Raw genomic sequence first — 16,511 nt, forward strand, 5'->3', positions numbered from 1 at the left:
TCTTAAAGTTTTGCAAGCGCAAGGTGCGCTCTACCTGAAACCTTTCGCGGCCATGGCTAACGTGGTGTCGAGCATTCGGTTAGCAAAGCCCCATTCGTTATCACACCAGACCAGCGTCTTGATGAGGTGCGCACCACTGACTCGCGTCTGCGTGCCATCCACGATGGCGCTATGCGGGTCGTGGTTAAAATCTACTGAGACCAACGGTAATTCCGTATAGTCAACTATACCATGAAATGCTCCCTGTGCCGCTTTTTGCAGCAACAGGTTGACTTCACAGGCTTTTACCAGTTTTTTCACCGTCACGCTAAGATCGATTGCGGTGACGTTTATCGTCGGAACGCGCACGGCAATCGCTTCAAAACGGTCGTTAAACTGCGGGAAAATACGGGTGATCCCGGCAGCCAGTTTCGTATCCACCGGAATGATTGACTGGCTCGCCGCGCGAGTGCGTCGTAAATCCGGATGGTAGGCGTCGATTACCTGCTGATCGTGCATGGCGGAGTGAATCGTGGTCACGGTGCCGGATTCAATGCCATAAGCATCGTCTAACAGTTTAATGACCGGAATAATGCAGTTGGTGGTGCAGGAGGCGTTGGAGACAATGCGGTGTTCAGCGTGCAGCTCGTGCTGGTTAACACCAAACACGACGGTGGCGTCGAGGTCGTTACTGCCGGGATGGGAGAACAGCACTTTTTTCGCGCCAGCATTCAGATGCGCTTCGCCATGTTCACGGTTACCGTACACGCCGGTACAGTCCAGCACCACATCCACACCCAGTTCGCGCCAGGGCAGCCCTTCAATACTGTTCTCATGCAGCACGCGGATGGCATCGTCACCGACGAACAGCTGTTCCCTTTCCTGGCGAACGTCCCAGGCAAAGCGACCGTGGCTGGTGTCATATTTCAACAAATGTGCCATGCCCGCAGCATCCGCCAGTTCATTGATTGCCACCACGGTGATTTCCGCACGACGCCCGGATTCATATAAAGCACGAACCACGTTGCGCCCGATGCGACCGAAGCCATTAATCGCTACGCGTACGGTCATAGATCTCCTGCAAAGCTATCCCTGAGTTTGAGGTGGCTGAAAGAGTAATCCAGCGACGCCCGAAGGGGAATCCTTGCTGTCACAAACTGCGATTGATTGGTCAATTGTCGAACATTTAATCGACTGAAACGCTTCAGCAAGAATAAGCGAATCGGGGAATAAAAGGAATGTCTGTCCAGATGAATAAGCGAGCTATATGACTTGCGTCACATTTTGGGTGGAATAATGCTTACAAAAAAGCCGGGTGGCGCGTTAGCGCTTACCCGGCCTACTTTATTCTCCCTCTCCCCGTGGGAGAGAGCCAGGGTGAGGGCATCAGCCCGCACCGGACAAACAATTACAGCAGTTCTTTCGCCTTAGCGACAACGTTTTCAACGGTGAAGCCGAACTCTTCAAACAGCTGTTCAGCTGGCGCAGACTCACCAAACGTGGTCATCCCGACGATAGCGCCGTTCAGACCCACGTATTTGAACCAGTAGTCTGCGATACCCGCTTCCACTGCCACGCGAGCGGAGACCGCTTTAGGCAGTACGGATTCGCGGTACGCGGCATCCTGCTTGTCGAACGCATCGGTAGACGGCATGGAAACCACACGCGCCTTCACGCCTTCGGCAGTCAGTTTTTCCCATGCTGCTACAGCCAGTTCAACTTCTGAACCGGTGGCGATGAAGATCAGCTCAGGCTGGCCCGCGCAATCTTTCAGCACGTAACCACCGCGTGCGATGTTCGCCAGCTGCTCTGGAGTACGCTCCTGCTGCGCCAGGTTCTGACGGGAGAGGATCAGCGCGGTTGGACCGTCCTGACGCTCAACGCCGTATTTCCACGCCACCGCAGATTCAACCTGGTCACATGGACGCCATGTGCTCATGTTCGGGGTCACGCGCAGGGAAGCCACCTGCTCTACTGGCTGGTGAGTTGGACCATCTTCGCCCAGACCGATGGAGTCGTGGGTGTAGACCATCACCTGACGCTGTTTCATCAGCGCAGCCATACGCACGGCGTTACGTGCATATTCCACAAACATCAGGAAGGTAGAAGTGTACGGCAGGAAACCACCGTGCAGAGCGATACCGTTGGCAATCGCAGTCATACCGAACTCACGTACACCGTAATGGATGTAGTTACCGGCAGTATCTTCGTTGATTGGCTTAGATCCGGACCACAGGGTCAGGTTTGATGGCGCCAGGTCAGCGGAGCCGCCGAGGAATTCTGGAAGCAGAGGGCCAAACGCTTCGATCGCATTCTGAGATGCTTTACGGCTGGCGATCTTGGCTGGGTTCGCCTGCAACTTCGCGATGAACTCGTTCGCTTTGGCGTCGAAGTCAGACGGCATGTCACCTTTCATACGACGGGTGAACTCAGCCGCTTCCTGTGGGAAGGCTTTCGCGTAAGCCGCGAACTTCTCGTTCCAGGCCGCTTCTTTCGCCTGACCCACTTCTTTCGCATCCCACTGAGCGTAGATTTCAGACGGGATTTCGAAGGCAGGGTGTTTCCAGCCCAGCGCTTCACGGGTCAGTGCAATTTCCGCGTCGCCCAGCGGTGCGCCGTGGGAGTCGTGAGTGCCCGCTTTGTTCGGAGAACCGAAGCCGATGATGGTTTTGCACATCAGCAGGGACGGTTTGTCGGTCACGGCGCGCGCTTCTTCTACGGCACGTTTAATCGAGTCAGCATCGTGGCCATCAACGCCGCGCACAACATGCCAGCCGTAGGCTTCGAAACGTGCGGCGGTGTCGTCAGTGAACCAGCCTTCAACGTGGCCGTCGATGGAAATGCCGTTGTCGTCGTAGAACGCAACCAGTTTACCCAGCTTCAGGGTGCCTGCCAGGGAGCACACTTCGTGAGAAATGCCTTCCATCATGCAGCCGTCGCCCAGGAAGGCGTAGGTGAAGTGGTCAACGATGTCGTGGCCAGGACGGTTAAACTGCGCCGCCAGGGTCTTCTCTGCAATCGCCATACCTACGGCGTTAGCGATGCCCTGACCCAGCGGACCGGTAGTGGTTTCAACGCCAGCGGTGTAGCCTACTTCCGGATGACCTGGAGTTTTGGAGTGCAGCTGACGGAAGTTTTTCAGCTCTTCGATTGGCAGATCGTAGCCGGTGAGGTGCAGCAGGCTGTAGATCAGCATAGAGCCGTGGCCGTTAGACAGCACGAAACGGTCGCGGTCTGCCCATGCCGGGTTCTGCGGGTTATGGTTCAGGAAATCACGCCACAGGACTTCGGCGATGTCAGCCATGCCCATAGGGGCGCCCGGGTGGCCGGATTTGGCTTTCTGTACTGCGTCCATGCTCAGCGCACGAATAGCATTAGCAAGCTCTTTACGTGAGGACATTTTAACTCCAGATCGGACTGTTAAAGGCCATGCCCTTGACGACAGCGCGTTTTGGGCTACGCCGGAAAAAAGTGCCAACAATGTAACCCAAGCCGCAGGGCATGTACATGGAGCATTCTTTTGCTGCTTAAGAAATCTCTGGATCATGCTCGCATGTTGCGCAATCTGCTCGCCCGCCCCTGTAGATATTCCTTATACTTAGCCCGACACCGGCTTCGTTGACGGTGCATTTTTCGGAATTAATTCAGATTAACGAGTACGGAAGCAACATCATGAAAATGCTTGCAATCGGGCTGGCTGTGGGGACAACGCTCCTGCTAAGCGGCTGTCAGAATATGGATTCTAACGGCCTGATGACCTCAGGCGCAGAAGCTTTTCAGGCCTACTCACTGAGCGATGCGCAGGTGAAAGCGCTGAGCGACGAGGCCTGTAAGGATATGGATGGAAAAGCTACGCTTGCCCCGGCAAACAGCACCTACACGCAGCGTCTGAACAAGATTGCTTCCGCGCTGGGCGACAACATTAACGGTCAGCCGGTGAACTACAAGGTGTATATGGCGAAAGACGTGAACGCCTTCGCGATGGCTAACGGCTGTATCCGCGTATACAGCGGCCTGATGGACATGATGACCGACAACGAAGTGGAAGCGGTGATCGGCCATGAAATGGGTCACGTTGCTCTGGGTCACGTGAAGAAAGGGATGCAGGTTGCGCTGGGCACCAATGCCGTGCGTGCAGCGGCGGCCTCTGCGGGCGGCATTGTCGGCAGCCTGTCCCAGTCGCAGCTGGGCGACGTGGGTGAGAAACTGGTTAACTCCCAGTTCTCCCAGCGTCAGGAGTCGGAAGCGGATGACTACTCTTACGATCTGTTGCGCAAACGCGGCATCAATCCATCAGGTTTAGCCACCAGCTTCGAAAAACTGGCGAAACTGGAGGAAGGCCGTCAAAGCTCCATGTTTGACGATCACCCGGCCTCCGTTGAACGCGCGCAGCATATCCGTGACCGCATGGCGGCAGACGGTATTAAATAATACTCCGGCCCGGTGCGCGCCGCGCTACCGGGCAACAAGACTCAATCAGTACAGCGTTTTCTGTGGCGGCCCGGCAAACTTAAGGGCGCCAATCTGCCCCATCCGCACCTCTACCACCGACGGCCCCGGCATCGCTAACGCTTCCATCATCACCGCGTCAAAATCCTCGGCCTGCTCAACGCTCCAGGCCTGTAGACCAATCGCCTGCGCCAGCAGGGTAAAATCCGGCGTATGCAGCGCGTTATAATACTGACGCCCGCCAAAATATTTATCCTGAATACCACGCATTACGCCATAGCCCCCGTCGTTCATGATCAGCAGCGTCACGTTGGCTTTCTCCTGCGCCAGCGTCGCCAGTTCGCCTAAATTGAGGCTCAGGCCGCCGTCGCCCACCAGCCCCACCACCTTGCGCTGTGGGTTGGCAATCGCGGTGCCGATAGCCATCGGCAGGCCCATGCCAATCGCCCCGGCGAGGGAGTGAATATTCATCAGCGGACCGTTAGCCCTGAACAGGCGGCTACCCCACAGGCTGCCGGACACGGTGATATCGCGCACCAGCAGGCCGTCTTTCGGCAGGGCTTTCTCAATGGCGTCGTTAAGCTTCGCATAGGCGCCGCACTGCTCGCGCAGCCCCTGCTCAGCTTGCCCGACAGCCTGCTGTACCTGCGTATCCCACTGGGCGTTGCCCCACTCGCGGCCCTGCACTTTTTCAGCCAGCGCGCCAAGCAGCGCGGAACAATCGGCTATCAACGTGCTATCCATCAGATAGTTACGGCTTGCTGCCGCCGGGTCGATATCGAGCTGCACCCGCGGGGAAGGCAGCTCAAGCGTCCAGGATCGGGTTTCGTTGCTGCGCAGGCGAGAACCGGCCACCAACGTAAAATCACACTGCGCAATCAGCGCCTCAACCGACGGCGAATTATGGAACGCGCGAAGGCTGGCGCGGTGGTTGTCCGGCAGCACGCCGCGCGCGTGGGTGCTGGAAATCACGGTGATGCCCGCATCCGCCAGTTTTTTCACTGCCTCAGCGCTACCCAGCGCCCCGCCGCCCAGCCACAGCAGCGGCTGTTTCGCCTGTTTGAGCTGCGCCCACAGCGCGTCAACCATTCCGGTATCCACGGCCGGAGCCGATACCGGTTTGATCGGAGCGGTTACCAGCGACAGCGGAATTTTGGCGCTCTGAATATCAATCGGGATTTCCACCGAGACCGGTCCGCACGGCGGGGTCTGCGCGTCCTGGATGGCTTTATGCAGAATAGCTATCGCCTGATTCGCATTGCTGATGCGGTACGCCCGTTTTGAGCTGGCCTTCAGGAAGGTCAGCTGGTCACGGGTTTCATGGATAAACCCGGTGTCGGCGTCCAGCCAGGCTTTCTCAACCTGCCCGGTTAAATGCAGCAGCGGCGTGCAGGCATTCATGGCTTCCACCAGCGCGCCTACCGCGTTCCCGGCCCCCGCGCCGGTGCTGGTCAGCGCCACGCCGAGGCCGGAAAAGCGCCCGTGAGCATCGGCCATGGTGACGGAACCGGCTTCACCGCGCGCGGGCACAAAGCGGATATTGCCCCGCTGCCCAACCGCATCCGCGATCGGCAGGTTGTGAATGGAGATGACGCCGTAGATGGCCTCAACCTGATACTGCTCCAGCGTTCTGGCGATGGCGTCGCCGACGGTTATCATTTCGCTCATTGCTCACCCTTTCTCAGTCGCACCAGTGGTTGACGCTGTTACCCGTCGCCAGATAAATGCTCTTTTGTTGCATCCAGGCTTTCAGCCCCTGGATACCCTTCTCGCGGCCCAGACCGCTCTCTTTAAAGCCCCCGAACGGGGTCGAAATCGCAAAAACCTTGTAGGTGTTGATCCACACCGTGCCTGCCTCCAGCTGCTCGCTGAGACGCAGGGCGCGACCGGTATCGCGCGTCCAGATCCCCGCCGCCAGGCCGTACACCGAGTCGTTCGCCTCGTGGATAAGCGTGGCTTCATCGCCAAACGGCATCGCCACCAGCACCGGGCCGAAGATCTCTTCCTGACAGGCGCGGGCGCTGTTGCTCAGCCCTTCGATAATGGTTGGCAGAAAGAAGCTGCCGTTTACCAGAGCGGGATCGGCGGGGATCTCGCCGCCGCACAGCACGCGGCCCCCTTCACGCTTCGCCAGTTCGACGTACTGGATCACGCTCTGGCGATGTTTTTCGTTGATCAGCGGTCCTACATGGACGCCGTCGGTAAACGGATGTCCGACGCGCAGCCCGCGTGTTAATTCCAGCAGCCTCGCCATCAGCGGGGCGTAAATACTCTCGTGGATAAACAGCCGCGACCCGGCGATACACGCCTGCCCCGCCGAGCTGAAAATGCCGTAGCAGATCCCGCGCGCGGCCTGTTCGATATCGGCATCCTCCAGCACGATGGTCGGCGATTTGCCGCCCAGTTCCAGCGAGGCCAGGATCAGTTTTTCCGCCGCCACGTGCGCCAGATGACGGCCCGTGGTGGTGCCGCCGGTAAAGGAAATTTTCCGCACGCGAGGATGACGCGCCAGCGCATCGCCAATCACCGAGCCTTTGCCCGGCAGGACGCTCAGCAGCCCGGCGGGCAGCCCGGCCTGTTCAAAAATCCGCGCCAGCTCCAGCGCCATCAGCGGCGTGGCTTCGGCGGGCTTGAGGATCACCGCGTTCCCGGCGGCAATCGCCGGTGCGACCTTCTGCATTTCGCTGGCAATCGGCGAGTTCCACGGCGTGATGGCCGCCACCACGCCAAGGGGCTCGTAGCAGCTCAGCGTCAGCAGATCCGGCTGGCGCGGCGTCGGAAGTTCCCCTTCCAGCAGCTCGCAGGCGGCGGCAAAGTAGCGCGCCGTTCCCGCCGCGCTCATCACCAGCCCGCGTGCTTCCGCCAGCGGCTTGCCGTTATCACGGCTCTGCATCTGCGCCAGCGCATCGACGCGGGATTCAATAAGATCGGCAACGTTATGCAGGATCTTCGCGCGCATGTGCGGCAGACTGTTACGCCATGCGGGATCGCGCCAGGCGCGCTCTCCGGCGGCTACCGCCTCCTCCAGGTCATCCAGACTGGCGGCATTCAGCGTCGCGTTGATCGACCCGTCTGCCGGAAAGTGGCTCTGCATCGGGTTGCCGCCGCCGCGTCGCCACTGGCCGCCGATAAAAATCTTCAGATCGTCCATCGTCACTCCTCAGCTCAGGGCCAGCTCGCGGCAGGCGCGCACCGCGCTCAGTGCCGCCAGGGTGGAGGTTTTAGGATTAGAAGCCAGCGGCAGTCCGCTCAGTTCCAGATGGAACTCGCCGAATAATCCTTCGACATGCAGCGTGTGGGTGTTACGTTTCGTTGCCGGGTCAACCATCAGTTGCACGCGGGTGTCGTCCATCCCGACGCCGCCGAGCGCCACGGTCGCCGCCACGTTGGCGTTCGCCGGGAACAGGCGCGCCGCCTCGCGGGCGCTGCCCTCGAAGAAAACCTTTGCCTCTGACACCGCATTCAGATCGATAAGCTGCTCGGCATAGCTGCCGCGCCAGCTGGCCGGGCTTTTGCGCGACTGATAGGTAACGCGCTCAAGCCCGCCCTCTTTCGCCGCCGCCAGCCCGTCGATACCGGCCACCGCACCGGAAAGCAGGGTCAGTTTTCCGCCCGCGGCGAGCAGACGCTGCTCCAGCGCGCTGTCCGCCAGCGCGCCGGTGGAAATGATGGCCAGATGCCAGCCGCGACGCAGGATCTCTTCCCCGTACTGGGCCACCGCCTGCTGGCTGGCGCATTCCAGCACCAGATCCGGCGTTTGTGCGCACGCCATCGGCGACGTCAGCGCCTCGACCGCATTGCCAAACTGGTCGTGAATGGCGGGATGGTGAGACGCGCGCGCCACGATCCAGCCGATAGCCACGCCGGCGGGCAGGCGCTCAATCACCGCCTGCGCCATGGCGCCATAACCAATTAACATTACCTTTTTCATGATGCGTCCTTACAGATGGCGGCAAAAGCCGCCGGAAACGTCCAGCGCCGCGCCGGTGGTAAACGAGGCCAGCGGCGAGGCGAGGAACAGCAGCGCCTGCGCGGGCTCCTGCGGCTTGCCGAGGCGCGCCAACGGAATGCCGCGCTTGCGCGCGATCTCCGCCGTCCACTCCGGCCAGCTCTGGCTTTTATCCGCCCGGCTTTCAAAGCGGCGCTGCCACTGGCCGGACTCGACCATACCGAGCAGTATGGAATTGACGCGAATCCCTTTGCCCACCAGCTCTTTCGAGAGCGTCAGCGTCATGTTCAACAGCGCGGCGCGGGCTGCCGACGTGGCGATCATGTGCTCTTCCGGCTGAAGCGCCAGCAGGGAGTTCACGCAGGTGATGGAGGCGATGTCGGACAGTTCCAGCAGCGGCTGAAACGCCTGCACCGGGTTAATCACCCCGAACAGTTTGAGTTCGGCTTCGTGCAGCCACGCCTCGCGCGGCGTGTCATGGAAGTGCGCCACGTAGCCCTGCCCGGCGTTGTTGATCAGCATATCCGCCGCGCCAAAACGCGCCTGCACCGCATCCGCGAAGGCCTGAACTTCGTCGGCATTCAGCACGTCGCAGCGGTAAGCGAAAATCTCCCCGTGAGGAAATTCGTTTTGCAGCGTCGCATGGGCGCTGGCGAGCCGGTCCGCGTCACGGCCGCAGAAGGCGACTTTCGCCCCTTCTCTCAGCAGCAGGCGCAGCGTTTCAAAGCCAATGCCGGAAGAACCGCCGGTGACTACCGCTACGCGCCCGTCAATTTGTGCATTCATCGCGCACCTCTTCGTTAATGCGTAAAAGCTGTTGGTTGAAAAACGCGCCGTTATCGAGATAGCTGGCGTGCCCGGCCTGCGGAATGGCGATAAACGGCATGCCGTAGCGCAGCGCCAGACCCTGAACCAGCTCCGGCTGGGTGATGGCATCCTGCTCGCCGCACCAGACTTCAAAACTGCCGGAATAACGCTTCAGCCAGCCGTGGATGTCGTCATGCGCCAGCATCCACGAGGCGGCAAGGTAGCCTTCCGGGCGCAGCACCCGCATGCCCGCCGCGACGGTGGCGATATCTTCCGCGCGCGCGCCGGGGCGCAGCAGCTTCGGGGCGCGGGTCTGGGCGAGGATTTCGCCCCCCAGCGCCATCTGCTGCTCGCGGTTGCGCCAGACCTGCTCCCGCTGCTCCGGCGCGGCATTGCCGTACCCCTGCGCCGCGTCGGCCAGCACCAGATGAATGACGCGATCCGGGAACTTTGCCGCAAAGGCGCTGGCCACCAGCGCCCCCAGGGAATGGCCGACCAGCACTGTCTGCCAGACACCGGCGCGATCCAGCATGGCCGCCAGCGCGTCGGCGTAATCCCCCGCGTTTGCCCGCGCTACGGCCAGCATTGGGCTTTCGCCGTAACCGGGCATGTCCCACGCCAGCACGCGAAAACCGTTCAGCGCCATCTGCTTGTGCCAGGAGGCGGCGCCGGAGCTGATCCCGTGCAGCAGCATCAGCGGAATGCCGCTTCCCTGTTCACGAAAACCCGTCATCATGCCCCCTTAGTTCCGCTTCACTTTGGAAAGCGGATGGTCGGACGGATAGGTCGGGATTTCCGGCTTATTGGTCCCCAGCATGACGCACATCAGCGCTTCTTCTTCGCCGTGGTTAAACAGGCCGCGATAGATGCCCGGCGGAACGGAGATCAGGTCACGCTCGCGCAGCACGGTTTCGGTGTAGTTGTCGCCGTCTCGGATCATCAGCGTGATCTGCCCCTTGAGCATGAAGAACACCTCTTCCACGTCGTCGTGCAGGTGCAGCGGTCCTTCGCACTTCGACGGCAGCACCATGGTGGAGAAGGTAAAATGGTCCGCCTGCACGGTGTTGGTGTCGTTCGCCACGCCGGTTGCGCCGGTGCCGATGTAGCGCATCTGCGCCCGGCGATATTTCGGATCAAAATCGGCCTGGAACTTCAGCGCGTTCCAGTCGTATTTACGGCCTTCGAAGCGCGCGATGCGCGACTCGACCCACTCTTCCATCGTCAGATGGTCAGGTTTGATGCCTGTTTTGTTGGTTACGATTGAATCAGTCATGACACTCTCCTCAGTAACGTCTCAGCAGCGGCAGTAACAGGACGCAGCCCACCGCCGCCATCACCGCCAGAAAAATCAGCCCGGAATCCATGCTGTGGGTAAAGGCGATCAGCGCGCCCATCACCGCCGGCGACAGCGCGCCCGCAAAGTTTCCCAGCCCGTTGAAGATACCGCCCGCCGTGGCGCTCACCCGGGGATGGGTGGCCTTCGCCAGCAGGGCGAAAATGTTGGGCGCGCCGGTGCCCCACATAAAGGTGCTGAAGCTCATCGCCGCAATGATGGCGAGCGGGGTATCCAGGTGCATCACCGCCGCCAGGCCTACCGCCGCCCCCGCCATCGAGATAAAGCAGGCCGCCGCGCGCTTATCGACCCGGTCAGAGAGCCACGCGCCAATCACTTCCCCTGCCAGCATGGCGATGAACGGCATCGACGACAGCCAGCCCGCATGCTCCAGGTGGATGCCTTTGCCCTTAATTAAGTAGCCAGGCAACCAGCCGTTGATGCCCCACAGGTAGGTCAGGAAAGCGATGTTAAAGATGCAGATGATCCAGAAGTGCGGGCTGACGAACAGCTCACGCCGCGCCGCGCGCCGCTCGTCCCGGGACGCCTGCGAGGTGCCGGGTTTTGCCTCCAGGCGGATCCCGCGCAGACCAATGCGCACAAAGATAAGCACCGGCACGGTAAGCATGGCCATCACAAAGAAAGTGCTCTGCCAGCCAAAGGTGTTCAGCAGCCAGAGGGAGAGCGGGAAACCAATCGCCGCGCCCACCGGGGTACCCAGCAGCCACAGCATGGTGGCGCGTGCCTGTAAATGCTGCGGGAAGTTGTGACGTACGATGGCAAAGGCCAGCGGGAACAGCGGTCCTTCCGCCACGCCCAGCAGAATACGCAGGACGATCATCAGCGTGTAGTTATGGGTAAAGCCCATCGCCACCATCAGCACGCACCACACTGCCATCATCCCGGTGAGCAGGCGCAGCGGCGCGATTTTGTCGCCTAAACCGCTTAAAAACACCGATGAGAAGCCATAGCTCAGCAGGAAAGCGCTCATCAGAATGCCGAGACGCGTGGTGTCGAAATCAATGCCCATCGCCTGCTGGAAATGGGTATCCGAAAAGAGCGCCGCGATGCTGATTTTGTCGAAAAAGGCCAGCAGCACGCAGGCCAGCAGCGACAGCGGGATGGCCCAGCGCACCGCTTTTTCGGGCGTGCGGGTCCCCTCACCGCTCGCCTCAACCGGCGCGGTGTTAGTCTCTAGTGTGGTCATTTCTCCCCCTACGGGTGCGGGTTAGCTATCGCAGTGACATCAGTGAAAATGTCGGGTCGGCAAGCGGTACGTCCGACAGATCCCGCCCCGCCGCCATCCAGCGCTTCGCCAGCTTGACGGTGCGCGCATCGTTGAACGCCACAAGCTGCGTTAGCCGCCCGTTGTCGTCCAGCGAGAAGTACAGCGCCTCTTCACGCACTATCGTTCGGCAGCCTGCCTGCGGAATGCCGAGGATCTGGATGTTGTGCTGGTATTGATCCGACCACAGCCACGGCGCGTCGTCATAACCTGGCGCATCGGGATTGAGCATCGCTTTCGCCGTCGCCACCGCCTGATTCTGGGCGAAGGCCCAGGACTGGATGCACAAGCCGTAGTGATGGTGCTGGGCGACATCTCCTGCGGCAAAGATGAACGGATCCGAGGTGCGTCCCTGGGCATCCACCACGATCCCGCGCCCGGTTTTCAGCCCCGCGTCACGCGCCAGCTCCAGATTGAGATCGACGCCGATCCCCACCACCACTGCATCAAAGGTTTCACGGTTGCCGTCGCAGTGGACGACCGGCAGGCCGCCGTCGTCCTCCAGCTCCAGCGCGCCGCAGCCGGTACGGATCTCCACCCCCTGCTCGCGGTGGATGGCCTCCAGGCGCTGCGACACCTCGCCGCTCACCGAGCGCATGCACAGCGCAGGCTGCTGCTCGAACAGCGTGACCGCCACGCCGCTTTTCCGCGCGGAAGCGGCAATCTCAAGGCCAATCCAGCCGCCGCCGATAATCGCCAGTTTGTGACTTTCCGACAGGCGACTTTTCAGGCGCTGCGCGTCCTGCCAGTGGCGCAGGGTATAGACCTGCGGATGGCTGGCCCATGCCTGCGAAGGCAGGCGCGCCCGACCGCCGGTAGCGATTAAAAGGATGTTGTAACTAAGCTGCTCGCCGTTGCTAAGAAGGACTTTTTTTTCAACGCGATCGACAGATTCTGCGCGCAGCGGTCGGTACCAGGTCAGGTTCAGCGCCTGCTGCACCTCGTCGGTAAACAGCCTTGGGAGCGCCGCGTCCGGTTCCAGCAGAGACGCTTTTGACAGCGGCGGCCGCTCGTAGAAATCCCATTCCTCTTCCGCTACCACGCAAATCTCGCCGTCGAAGCCCTCGTCACGCAGGGTTTTCGCCGCCCAGCCGCCCGCCTGGCCGCCGCCGATAATGACAATGCGCGATGTCATACCGCCTCCGGCTTTTTCTGCTGGCGGCGTGTGTCGTGGTCAATCCCGCCTTCCACCGCCCACTCGGTGAAGGAGACCAGGGAATGCTCCAGCTCACGCGGCTGCCAGTTTTCCGTCAGGTAATCATCGTTGGTGTAATACTCAAACGCGCCGCCGGTCGGGCTGTTGACGTACCAGAAGTACGCCGACGACACCGGATGACGGCCCGGCCCGATAAAGGTACTCCAGTCATGTTTATTCATCGCGATACCGCCGCCGATCACCTCGTGGATGTCGCGCACGGTGAAGGCCACGTGGTTAAGGCCGCGCTTGCGGTTCGGCAGTTGCAGCAGGAACAGGTTGTGATGGCCGCCACGCACGCCGCAGCGCAGGAACACGGCGCGGTTGATATAGCGATCCGAGACCTGGAAGCCGAGCACCTCGCGGTAGAATTTTTCCACCGCCGCCAGCTCCTCCACGAAGAACACCACATGCCCCACGTTGATCGGCTGGGCGCGATCGTAAACCGGGCTGGGGGTGTCGATACGGCGGGCGTCGCCCCACTGGTTTATTGGCTCGACGTTAAGCTCCACGTCGGTCTGCTGGGTCACCTGCACGCGCAGCGTCATGCCGTTCGGATCGAGGCATTCCAGCGCGTCGCCCACTTCGCGAAAGCCGGGCTGCTGCGCCAGCTTCGGGCGCAGCGCGTCGAGATCGGACTGTGCGGCAACCGCCCAGGTCATGCGGCGCAGGGTGTTGCCCGCTTCAAACGCGGGCGGCAGGTCGGGGCTGTCGATCGGGTTAAGCTCCACGCGCGCGCCGCTCAGGGTGGTGAAACGCTGGCCGCTGGCATCGCCCGTCAGGCCAAAATCACGCATAAATTTGGCGCAGTGCGTCAGGTCTTCCACACCAAATTCCAGCTTTTCAATTCCGGTTACACTCATCGTTCGTTGCCTCATCTGGCCCAGATTGGGCGTAAAACATGCCCGACGCAGTCAAGCGCCTGGCGTTAACTCACTGATTTAACTGGCCTGTGATAGATACCCTAAGAAGCCAGAAATTTTATCCGCCGCAAGGCGAACCTCGTTTTGCAGGCGCTCGCGGTCGCTCTGCGGGATCTCCTCCGACGGCACCAGAATGCTGACTACCGCCGCCACGCGGCCGCTTCGGTCATACACCGGGTAGACGATGGAAGAGATGCCGTGGCGGAAGAAGGATTCGCCGATGACATACCCGCGGGCTTTGTCCTGCTGCACCATCTGCCACAGGGCTTCACGGTCGTGAAGCTGCCCCGGCGTGTTGCCCGGCAGACGCTCATGCGGGAACAGCTGTTCGAAATCAGCGCGGGAAATATCGGTCAACAGCATGCGGCCCAGCGAGGTACAGTGCACCGGCAGACGGGTACCAATGCTGACCTGGTTGATACGCGACCCGGCGGCGCTGACGCGGGCGATGTAGATAATGTCGCGCCCGTCGCGGATCGCCAGATGGCTGCTGCACTGGCTCACGTCGCGCAGTTGCTCGATCACCGGCTGGCCGACCTGCGCCACGTCCAGCGAGGCGATGTACTCAAAGCCAAGACGCAGCACGTTCATGCCCAGCGAAAAGGTATTGGTGCGCGTGTTGCGCTCCAGAAATCCCATGTACTCCAGCGTCTGCACCACGCGATAGGCGGTCGCCTTCGGCATATCCACCAGCCGGTGCAGCTCGGCAAAAGTCAGATCGCGATGCTGCTCGCCAAAGGCCAACAGCAGCTGTAAACCGCGCTCCAGCCCCGGCACCAGATACTTCACTTCCTGATCGTTTGCCATCATCGCCCTACCTTAGTTAAAGACAAAACCGCCGTTGACCGGGATCAGCTGTCCGGTGATGAACCGCGACAGATCGCTAAGCAGCCAGACCACGCTGCCGGTGACATCCTCCGGCTGCTGCGCCCCCGTTAATGCGCGACCGTTTTCGTAAAGCTGATGCCGCTCGGCCGGCACATATTCGGTTGCCTCGACGCGGGTTAATCCCGGGGCGATGGCGTTGATTCGAATGCGCTTTTTGCCAAGCTCGCGCGCCATTGATCGGGTCATGGCAATGACGGCCCCCTTGCTGGCGACGTAGGCCATCAGGCGCGGCGCGCCCCACAGCGCGGTGTCGGACGCCACGTTCACAATGCCCGCCCCTTCACGCAGCAGCGGCACGGCGGCGCGCGTCACCAGCCAGGTGCCTTTGACATTGACGCTCATCACCCGATCCCAGAGATCCGGATCGTAATCGAGCATGTTTTTGCCGCCGACGCCCGTCGCCATCGCCGCGTTGTTCACCAGGCCATCGATCTGACCCTGCTCGCCAATGGCGCTGAACACCTGCTCAATGGACTGTGGATCGGCCAGATCGATAACGTGCGGTTCGATCGCATAGCCCCGCTCGCTCAGGGCGTGGGCGCTTTCGGCCAGCTCGCCCTTCAGGATGTCGCACATCACCACCGCCGCGCCCTGCTCCGCGCAGGCTTTGGCAAAGTGAAAGCCCAGCCCGCGCGCGGCGCCGGTTATGACGATGCGCTTGCCGCTCAGCAGCCCGTTCATCAGGCGGCTCCCTGCTGTGCTTCACGCATCGCCAGCTGCTCTTTGGCGGCCTTTTGCATCATGCGGCGCAGGCGCGAAAGACCGACGTCGTGCTGATACAGGTACTCATGATCGCGCGCGTTTGGCGCCAGGCTTTCCAGCACCACGCGGTCCTGCTCCAGCACTTCCCAGTGCAGTTTTTCCAGACGGTTGCGGTACATGAAACGCCACATATCGCGCTGCCAGCCCTGCACCCGGCGAATGCGCCAGAAGAAGACGCGGCAGTTGTCGTTATCTTCCGGCACCACCATGCCGACGATAAAGAAGTGGCCGCCCGGCCCGAAGCGCTTCTTGTACGGAATGGAGAGGCGCATCCAGCAGGTGCCGCTGTTGCCCAGCTCCACCCAGTCAAAATTGACGCCGCTCTGCCCTTTCTTCTCGAAAATAAAACCGGTTTTGGTCGGCTGGAGCACCATGTCGGCCTTGCGATCCCCTTCCGCCATCGAGTGCGACGAGGAGTGCAGATAGGTGCCGTGCATCGGGTCCATCACGTTTTCCAGCGCGTACTGGTAATTGCATTTCCACGCGGCGGTGCAGAGGAAGTTGCTGAAGCTGTCCGTATCGGCGAGCTCGTCCGGGAAGGTCAGCTCGTCCGGCTGCTGGTCCGCGGTGACGCCAAACCAGAGGAAGATGGCGCCGTGCGCCTCCTGCACGTTATAGCTGCGCACGCACTGCTGGCCGACCAGCGGACATTTATCTACGGCGGGCACGTCTTTCACTTCGCCGTTGCCCGCCACCTCTACGCCGTGATACCAGCAGGCAATGCGGTCCCCGAGGTTCCAGCCCATCGACAGGCGCGCGCCGCGGTGCGGGCAGCGGTCCTCCAGCGCCTGCACCTGGCCATCTTTATTGCGCCAGACCACAATCTGCTCGCCCAGGCGGGTGATGCCCACCGGCGCAGACTGCACTTCCCAGCTCGCCAGCACCGGATACCAGAGGCCACGCAGGCCTTTATCCAGATAATGTTGTACGGTCGTCGTCAT

The 16,511-nt window shown here is 61.0% G+C and carries 15 protein-coding genes; 1 reads left to right on the forward strand and 14 read right to left on the reverse strand.

The annotated features are described in order from the left end of the window. Positions 1-30: 30 nt before the first annotated feature. Together epd and tkt are read right to left on the reverse strand one after the other, a co-directional pair. Positions 31-1,050 carry an erythrose-4-phosphate dehydrogenase gene (epd, locus tag RY075_RS19045; RefSeq protein ID WP_302378154.1) on the reverse strand — a complete coding sequence of 340 codons (1,020 nt, stop codon included), beginning with the start codon at positions 1,048-1,050 and terminating at the stop codon, positions 31-33. Between the two features lie 337 nt (positions 1,051-1,387). After that, the gene (gene tkt, locus RY075_RS19050; RefSeq protein ID WP_003860074.1) at positions 1,388-3,379 is read right to left on the reverse strand and encodes a transketolase; all 1,992 of its coding nucleotides are present in this window, start codon (positions 3,377-3,379) and stop codon (positions 1,388-1,390) included. 272 nt (positions 3,380-3,651) lie between these two features. On the opposite strand from tkt, the gene RY075_RS19055 reads away from it, so the two are divergent. Beyond that, a complete protein-coding gene (locus RY075_RS19055) occupies positions 3,652-4,410 on the forward strand; it encodes a M48 family metallopeptidase (RefSeq protein ID WP_302378155.1) in 759 nt (252 codons plus the stop codon). A gap of 45 nt (positions 4,411-4,455) precedes the next feature. Here the strand turns inward: RY075_RS19055 and RY075_RS19060 are convergent, their stop codons facing one another. The 12 genes from RY075_RS19060 to RY075_RS19115 form a co-directional block, all read right to left on the reverse strand. Then, complete coding sequence (locus RY075_RS19060; protein ID WP_022651819.1) at positions 4,456-6,096, reverse strand: thiamine pyrophosphate-binding protein; 1,641 nt, start codon at positions 6,094-6,096, stop codon at positions 4,456-4,458. Between the two features lie 13 nt (positions 6,097-6,109). Then, complete coding sequence (locus RY075_RS19065) at positions 6,110-7,579, reverse strand: aldehyde dehydrogenase (protein WP_103883182.1); 1,470 nt, start codon at positions 7,577-7,579, stop codon at positions 6,110-6,112. Between the two features lie 9 nt (positions 7,580-7,588). Further along, the gene (locus RY075_RS19070; protein WP_023314812.1) at positions 7,589-8,359 is read right to left on the reverse strand and encodes an aspartate dehydrogenase; all 771 of its coding nucleotides are present in this window, start codon (positions 8,357-8,359) and stop codon (positions 7,589-7,591) included. A 9-nt stretch (positions 8,360-8,368) separates the two neighbouring features. Further along, entirely contained in the window at positions 8,369-9,163 is a 795-nt protein-coding gene (locus RY075_RS19075; RefSeq protein ID WP_302378156.1) for an SDR family oxidoreductase, read from the reverse strand. Beyond that, a complete protein-coding gene (locus RY075_RS19080) occupies positions 9,147-9,917 on the reverse strand; it encodes an alpha/beta hydrolase (protein ID WP_058662848.1) in 771 nt (256 codons plus the stop codon). Before RY075_RS19080 ends, RY075_RS19075 begins: the two co-directional genes overlap by 17 nt. A gap of 9 nt (positions 9,918-9,926) precedes the next feature. Then, a complete protein-coding gene (locus tag RY075_RS19085; RefSeq protein ID WP_302378157.1) occupies positions 9,927-10,457 on the reverse strand; it encodes a cupin domain-containing protein in 531 nt (176 codons plus the stop codon). 10 nt (positions 10,458-10,467) lie between these two features. Beyond that, positions 10,468-11,724 carry an MFS transporter gene (locus RY075_RS19090; protein ID WP_023314815.1) on the reverse strand — a complete coding sequence of 419 codons (1,257 nt, stop codon included), beginning with the start codon at positions 11,722-11,724 and terminating at the stop codon, positions 10,468-10,470. 25 nt (positions 11,725-11,749) lie between these two features. Continuing rightward, complete coding sequence (locus tag RY075_RS19095) at positions 11,750-12,937, reverse strand: FAD-dependent oxidoreductase (RefSeq protein ID WP_302378158.1); 1,188 nt, start codon at positions 12,935-12,937, stop codon at positions 11,750-11,752. After that, positions 12,934-13,860 (reverse strand): VOC family protein, encoded by a 927-nt coding sequence (locus RY075_RS19100; RefSeq protein ID WP_003860055.1) that lies wholly within the window; start codon positions 13,858-13,860, stop codon positions 12,934-12,936. Before RY075_RS19100 ends, RY075_RS19095 begins: the two co-directional genes overlap by 4 nt. A gap of 78 nt (positions 13,861-13,938) precedes the next feature. Beyond that, on the reverse strand, positions 13,939-14,727 hold the full coding sequence (locus RY075_RS19105) for an IclR family transcriptional regulator (protein WP_003860053.1): 789 nt from the start codon (positions 14,725-14,727) through the stop codon (positions 13,939-13,941). Positions 14,728-14,739: 12 nt separating this feature from the next. Then, positions 14,740-15,489, reverse strand: coding sequence for an SDR family oxidoreductase (locus tag RY075_RS19110; protein ID WP_129256160.1), 750 nt, complete (start codon positions 15,487-15,489; stop codon positions 14,740-14,742). Further along, positions 15,489-16,511: an aromatic ring-hydroxylating dioxygenase subunit alpha gene (locus tag RY075_RS19115; protein ID WP_003860047.1), complete on the reverse strand. Its 1,023-nt coding sequence runs from the start codon at positions 16,509-16,511 to the stop codon at positions 15,489-15,491. The genes RY075_RS19110 and RY075_RS19115 overlap by 1 nt, the downstream gene beginning before the upstream one ends.

Origin of the sequence: Enterobacter sp. JJBC (assembly GCF_036936505.1) — a bacterium.
GTDB lineage: Bacteria > Pseudomonadota > Gammaproteobacteria > Enterobacterales > Enterobacteriaceae > Enterobacter > Enterobacter hormaechei_C.

What these genes read in the sequence shown, in the direction of transcription:
- RY075_RS19110 (WP_129256160.1), bottom strand. Translation starts at nt 15,489, where the DNA reads ATGAACGGGCTGCTGAGCGGCAAGCGCATCGTCATAACCGGCGCCGCG.
- RY075_RS19055 (WP_302378155.1), top strand. Translation starts at nt 3,652, where the DNA reads ATGAAAATGCTTGCAATCGGGCTGGCTGTGGGGACAACGCTCCTGCTA.
- epd (WP_302378154.1), bottom strand. Translation starts at nt 1,050, where the DNA reads ATGACCGTACGCGTAGCGATTAATGGCTTCGGTCGCATCGGGCGCAAC.
- RY075_RS19070 (WP_023314812.1), bottom strand. Translation starts at nt 8,359, where the DNA reads ATGAAAAAGGTAATGTTAATTGGTTATGGCGCCATGGCGCAGGCGGTG.
- RY075_RS19075 (WP_302378156.1), bottom strand. Translation starts at nt 9,163, where the DNA reads ATGAATGCACAAATTGACGGGCGCGTAGCGGTAGTCACCGGCGGTTCT.
- RY075_RS19060 (WP_022651819.1), bottom strand. Translation starts at nt 6,096, where the DNA reads ATGAGCGAAATGATAACCGTCGGCGACGCCATCGCCAGAACGCTGGAG.
- RY075_RS19065 (WP_103883182.1), bottom strand. Translation starts at nt 7,579, where the DNA reads ATGGACGATCTGAAGATTTTTATCGGCGGCCAGTGGCGACGCGGCGGC.
- RY075_RS19080 (WP_058662848.1), bottom strand. Translation starts at nt 9,917, where the DNA reads ATGACGGGTTTTCGTGAACAGGGAAGCGGCATTCCGCTGATGCTGCTG.
- RY075_RS19115 (WP_003860047.1), bottom strand. Translation starts at nt 16,511, where the DNA reads ATGACGACGACCGTACAACATTATCTGGATAAAGGCCTGCGTGGCCTC.
- RY075_RS19095 (WP_302378158.1), bottom strand. Translation starts at nt 12,937, where the DNA reads ATGACATCGCGCATTGTCATTATCGGCGGCGGCCAGGCGGGCGGCTGG.
- tkt (WP_003860074.1), bottom strand. Translation starts at nt 3,379, where the DNA reads ATGTCCTCACGTAAAGAGCTTGCTAATGCTATTCGTGCGCTGAGCATG.
- RY075_RS19105 (WP_003860053.1), bottom strand. Translation starts at nt 14,727, where the DNA reads ATGGCAAACGATCAGGAAGTGAAGTATCTGGTGCCGGGGCTGGAGCGC.
- RY075_RS19085 (WP_302378157.1), bottom strand. Translation starts at nt 10,457, where the DNA reads ATGACTGATTCAATCGTAACCAACAAAACAGGCATCAAACCTGACCAT.
- RY075_RS19090 (WP_023314815.1), bottom strand. Translation starts at nt 11,724, where the DNA reads ATGACCACACTAGAGACTAACACCGCGCCGGTTGAGGCGAGCGGTGAG.
- RY075_RS19100 (WP_003860055.1), bottom strand. Translation starts at nt 13,860, where the DNA reads ATGAGTGTAACCGGAATTGAAAAGCTGGAATTTGGTGTGGAAGACCTG.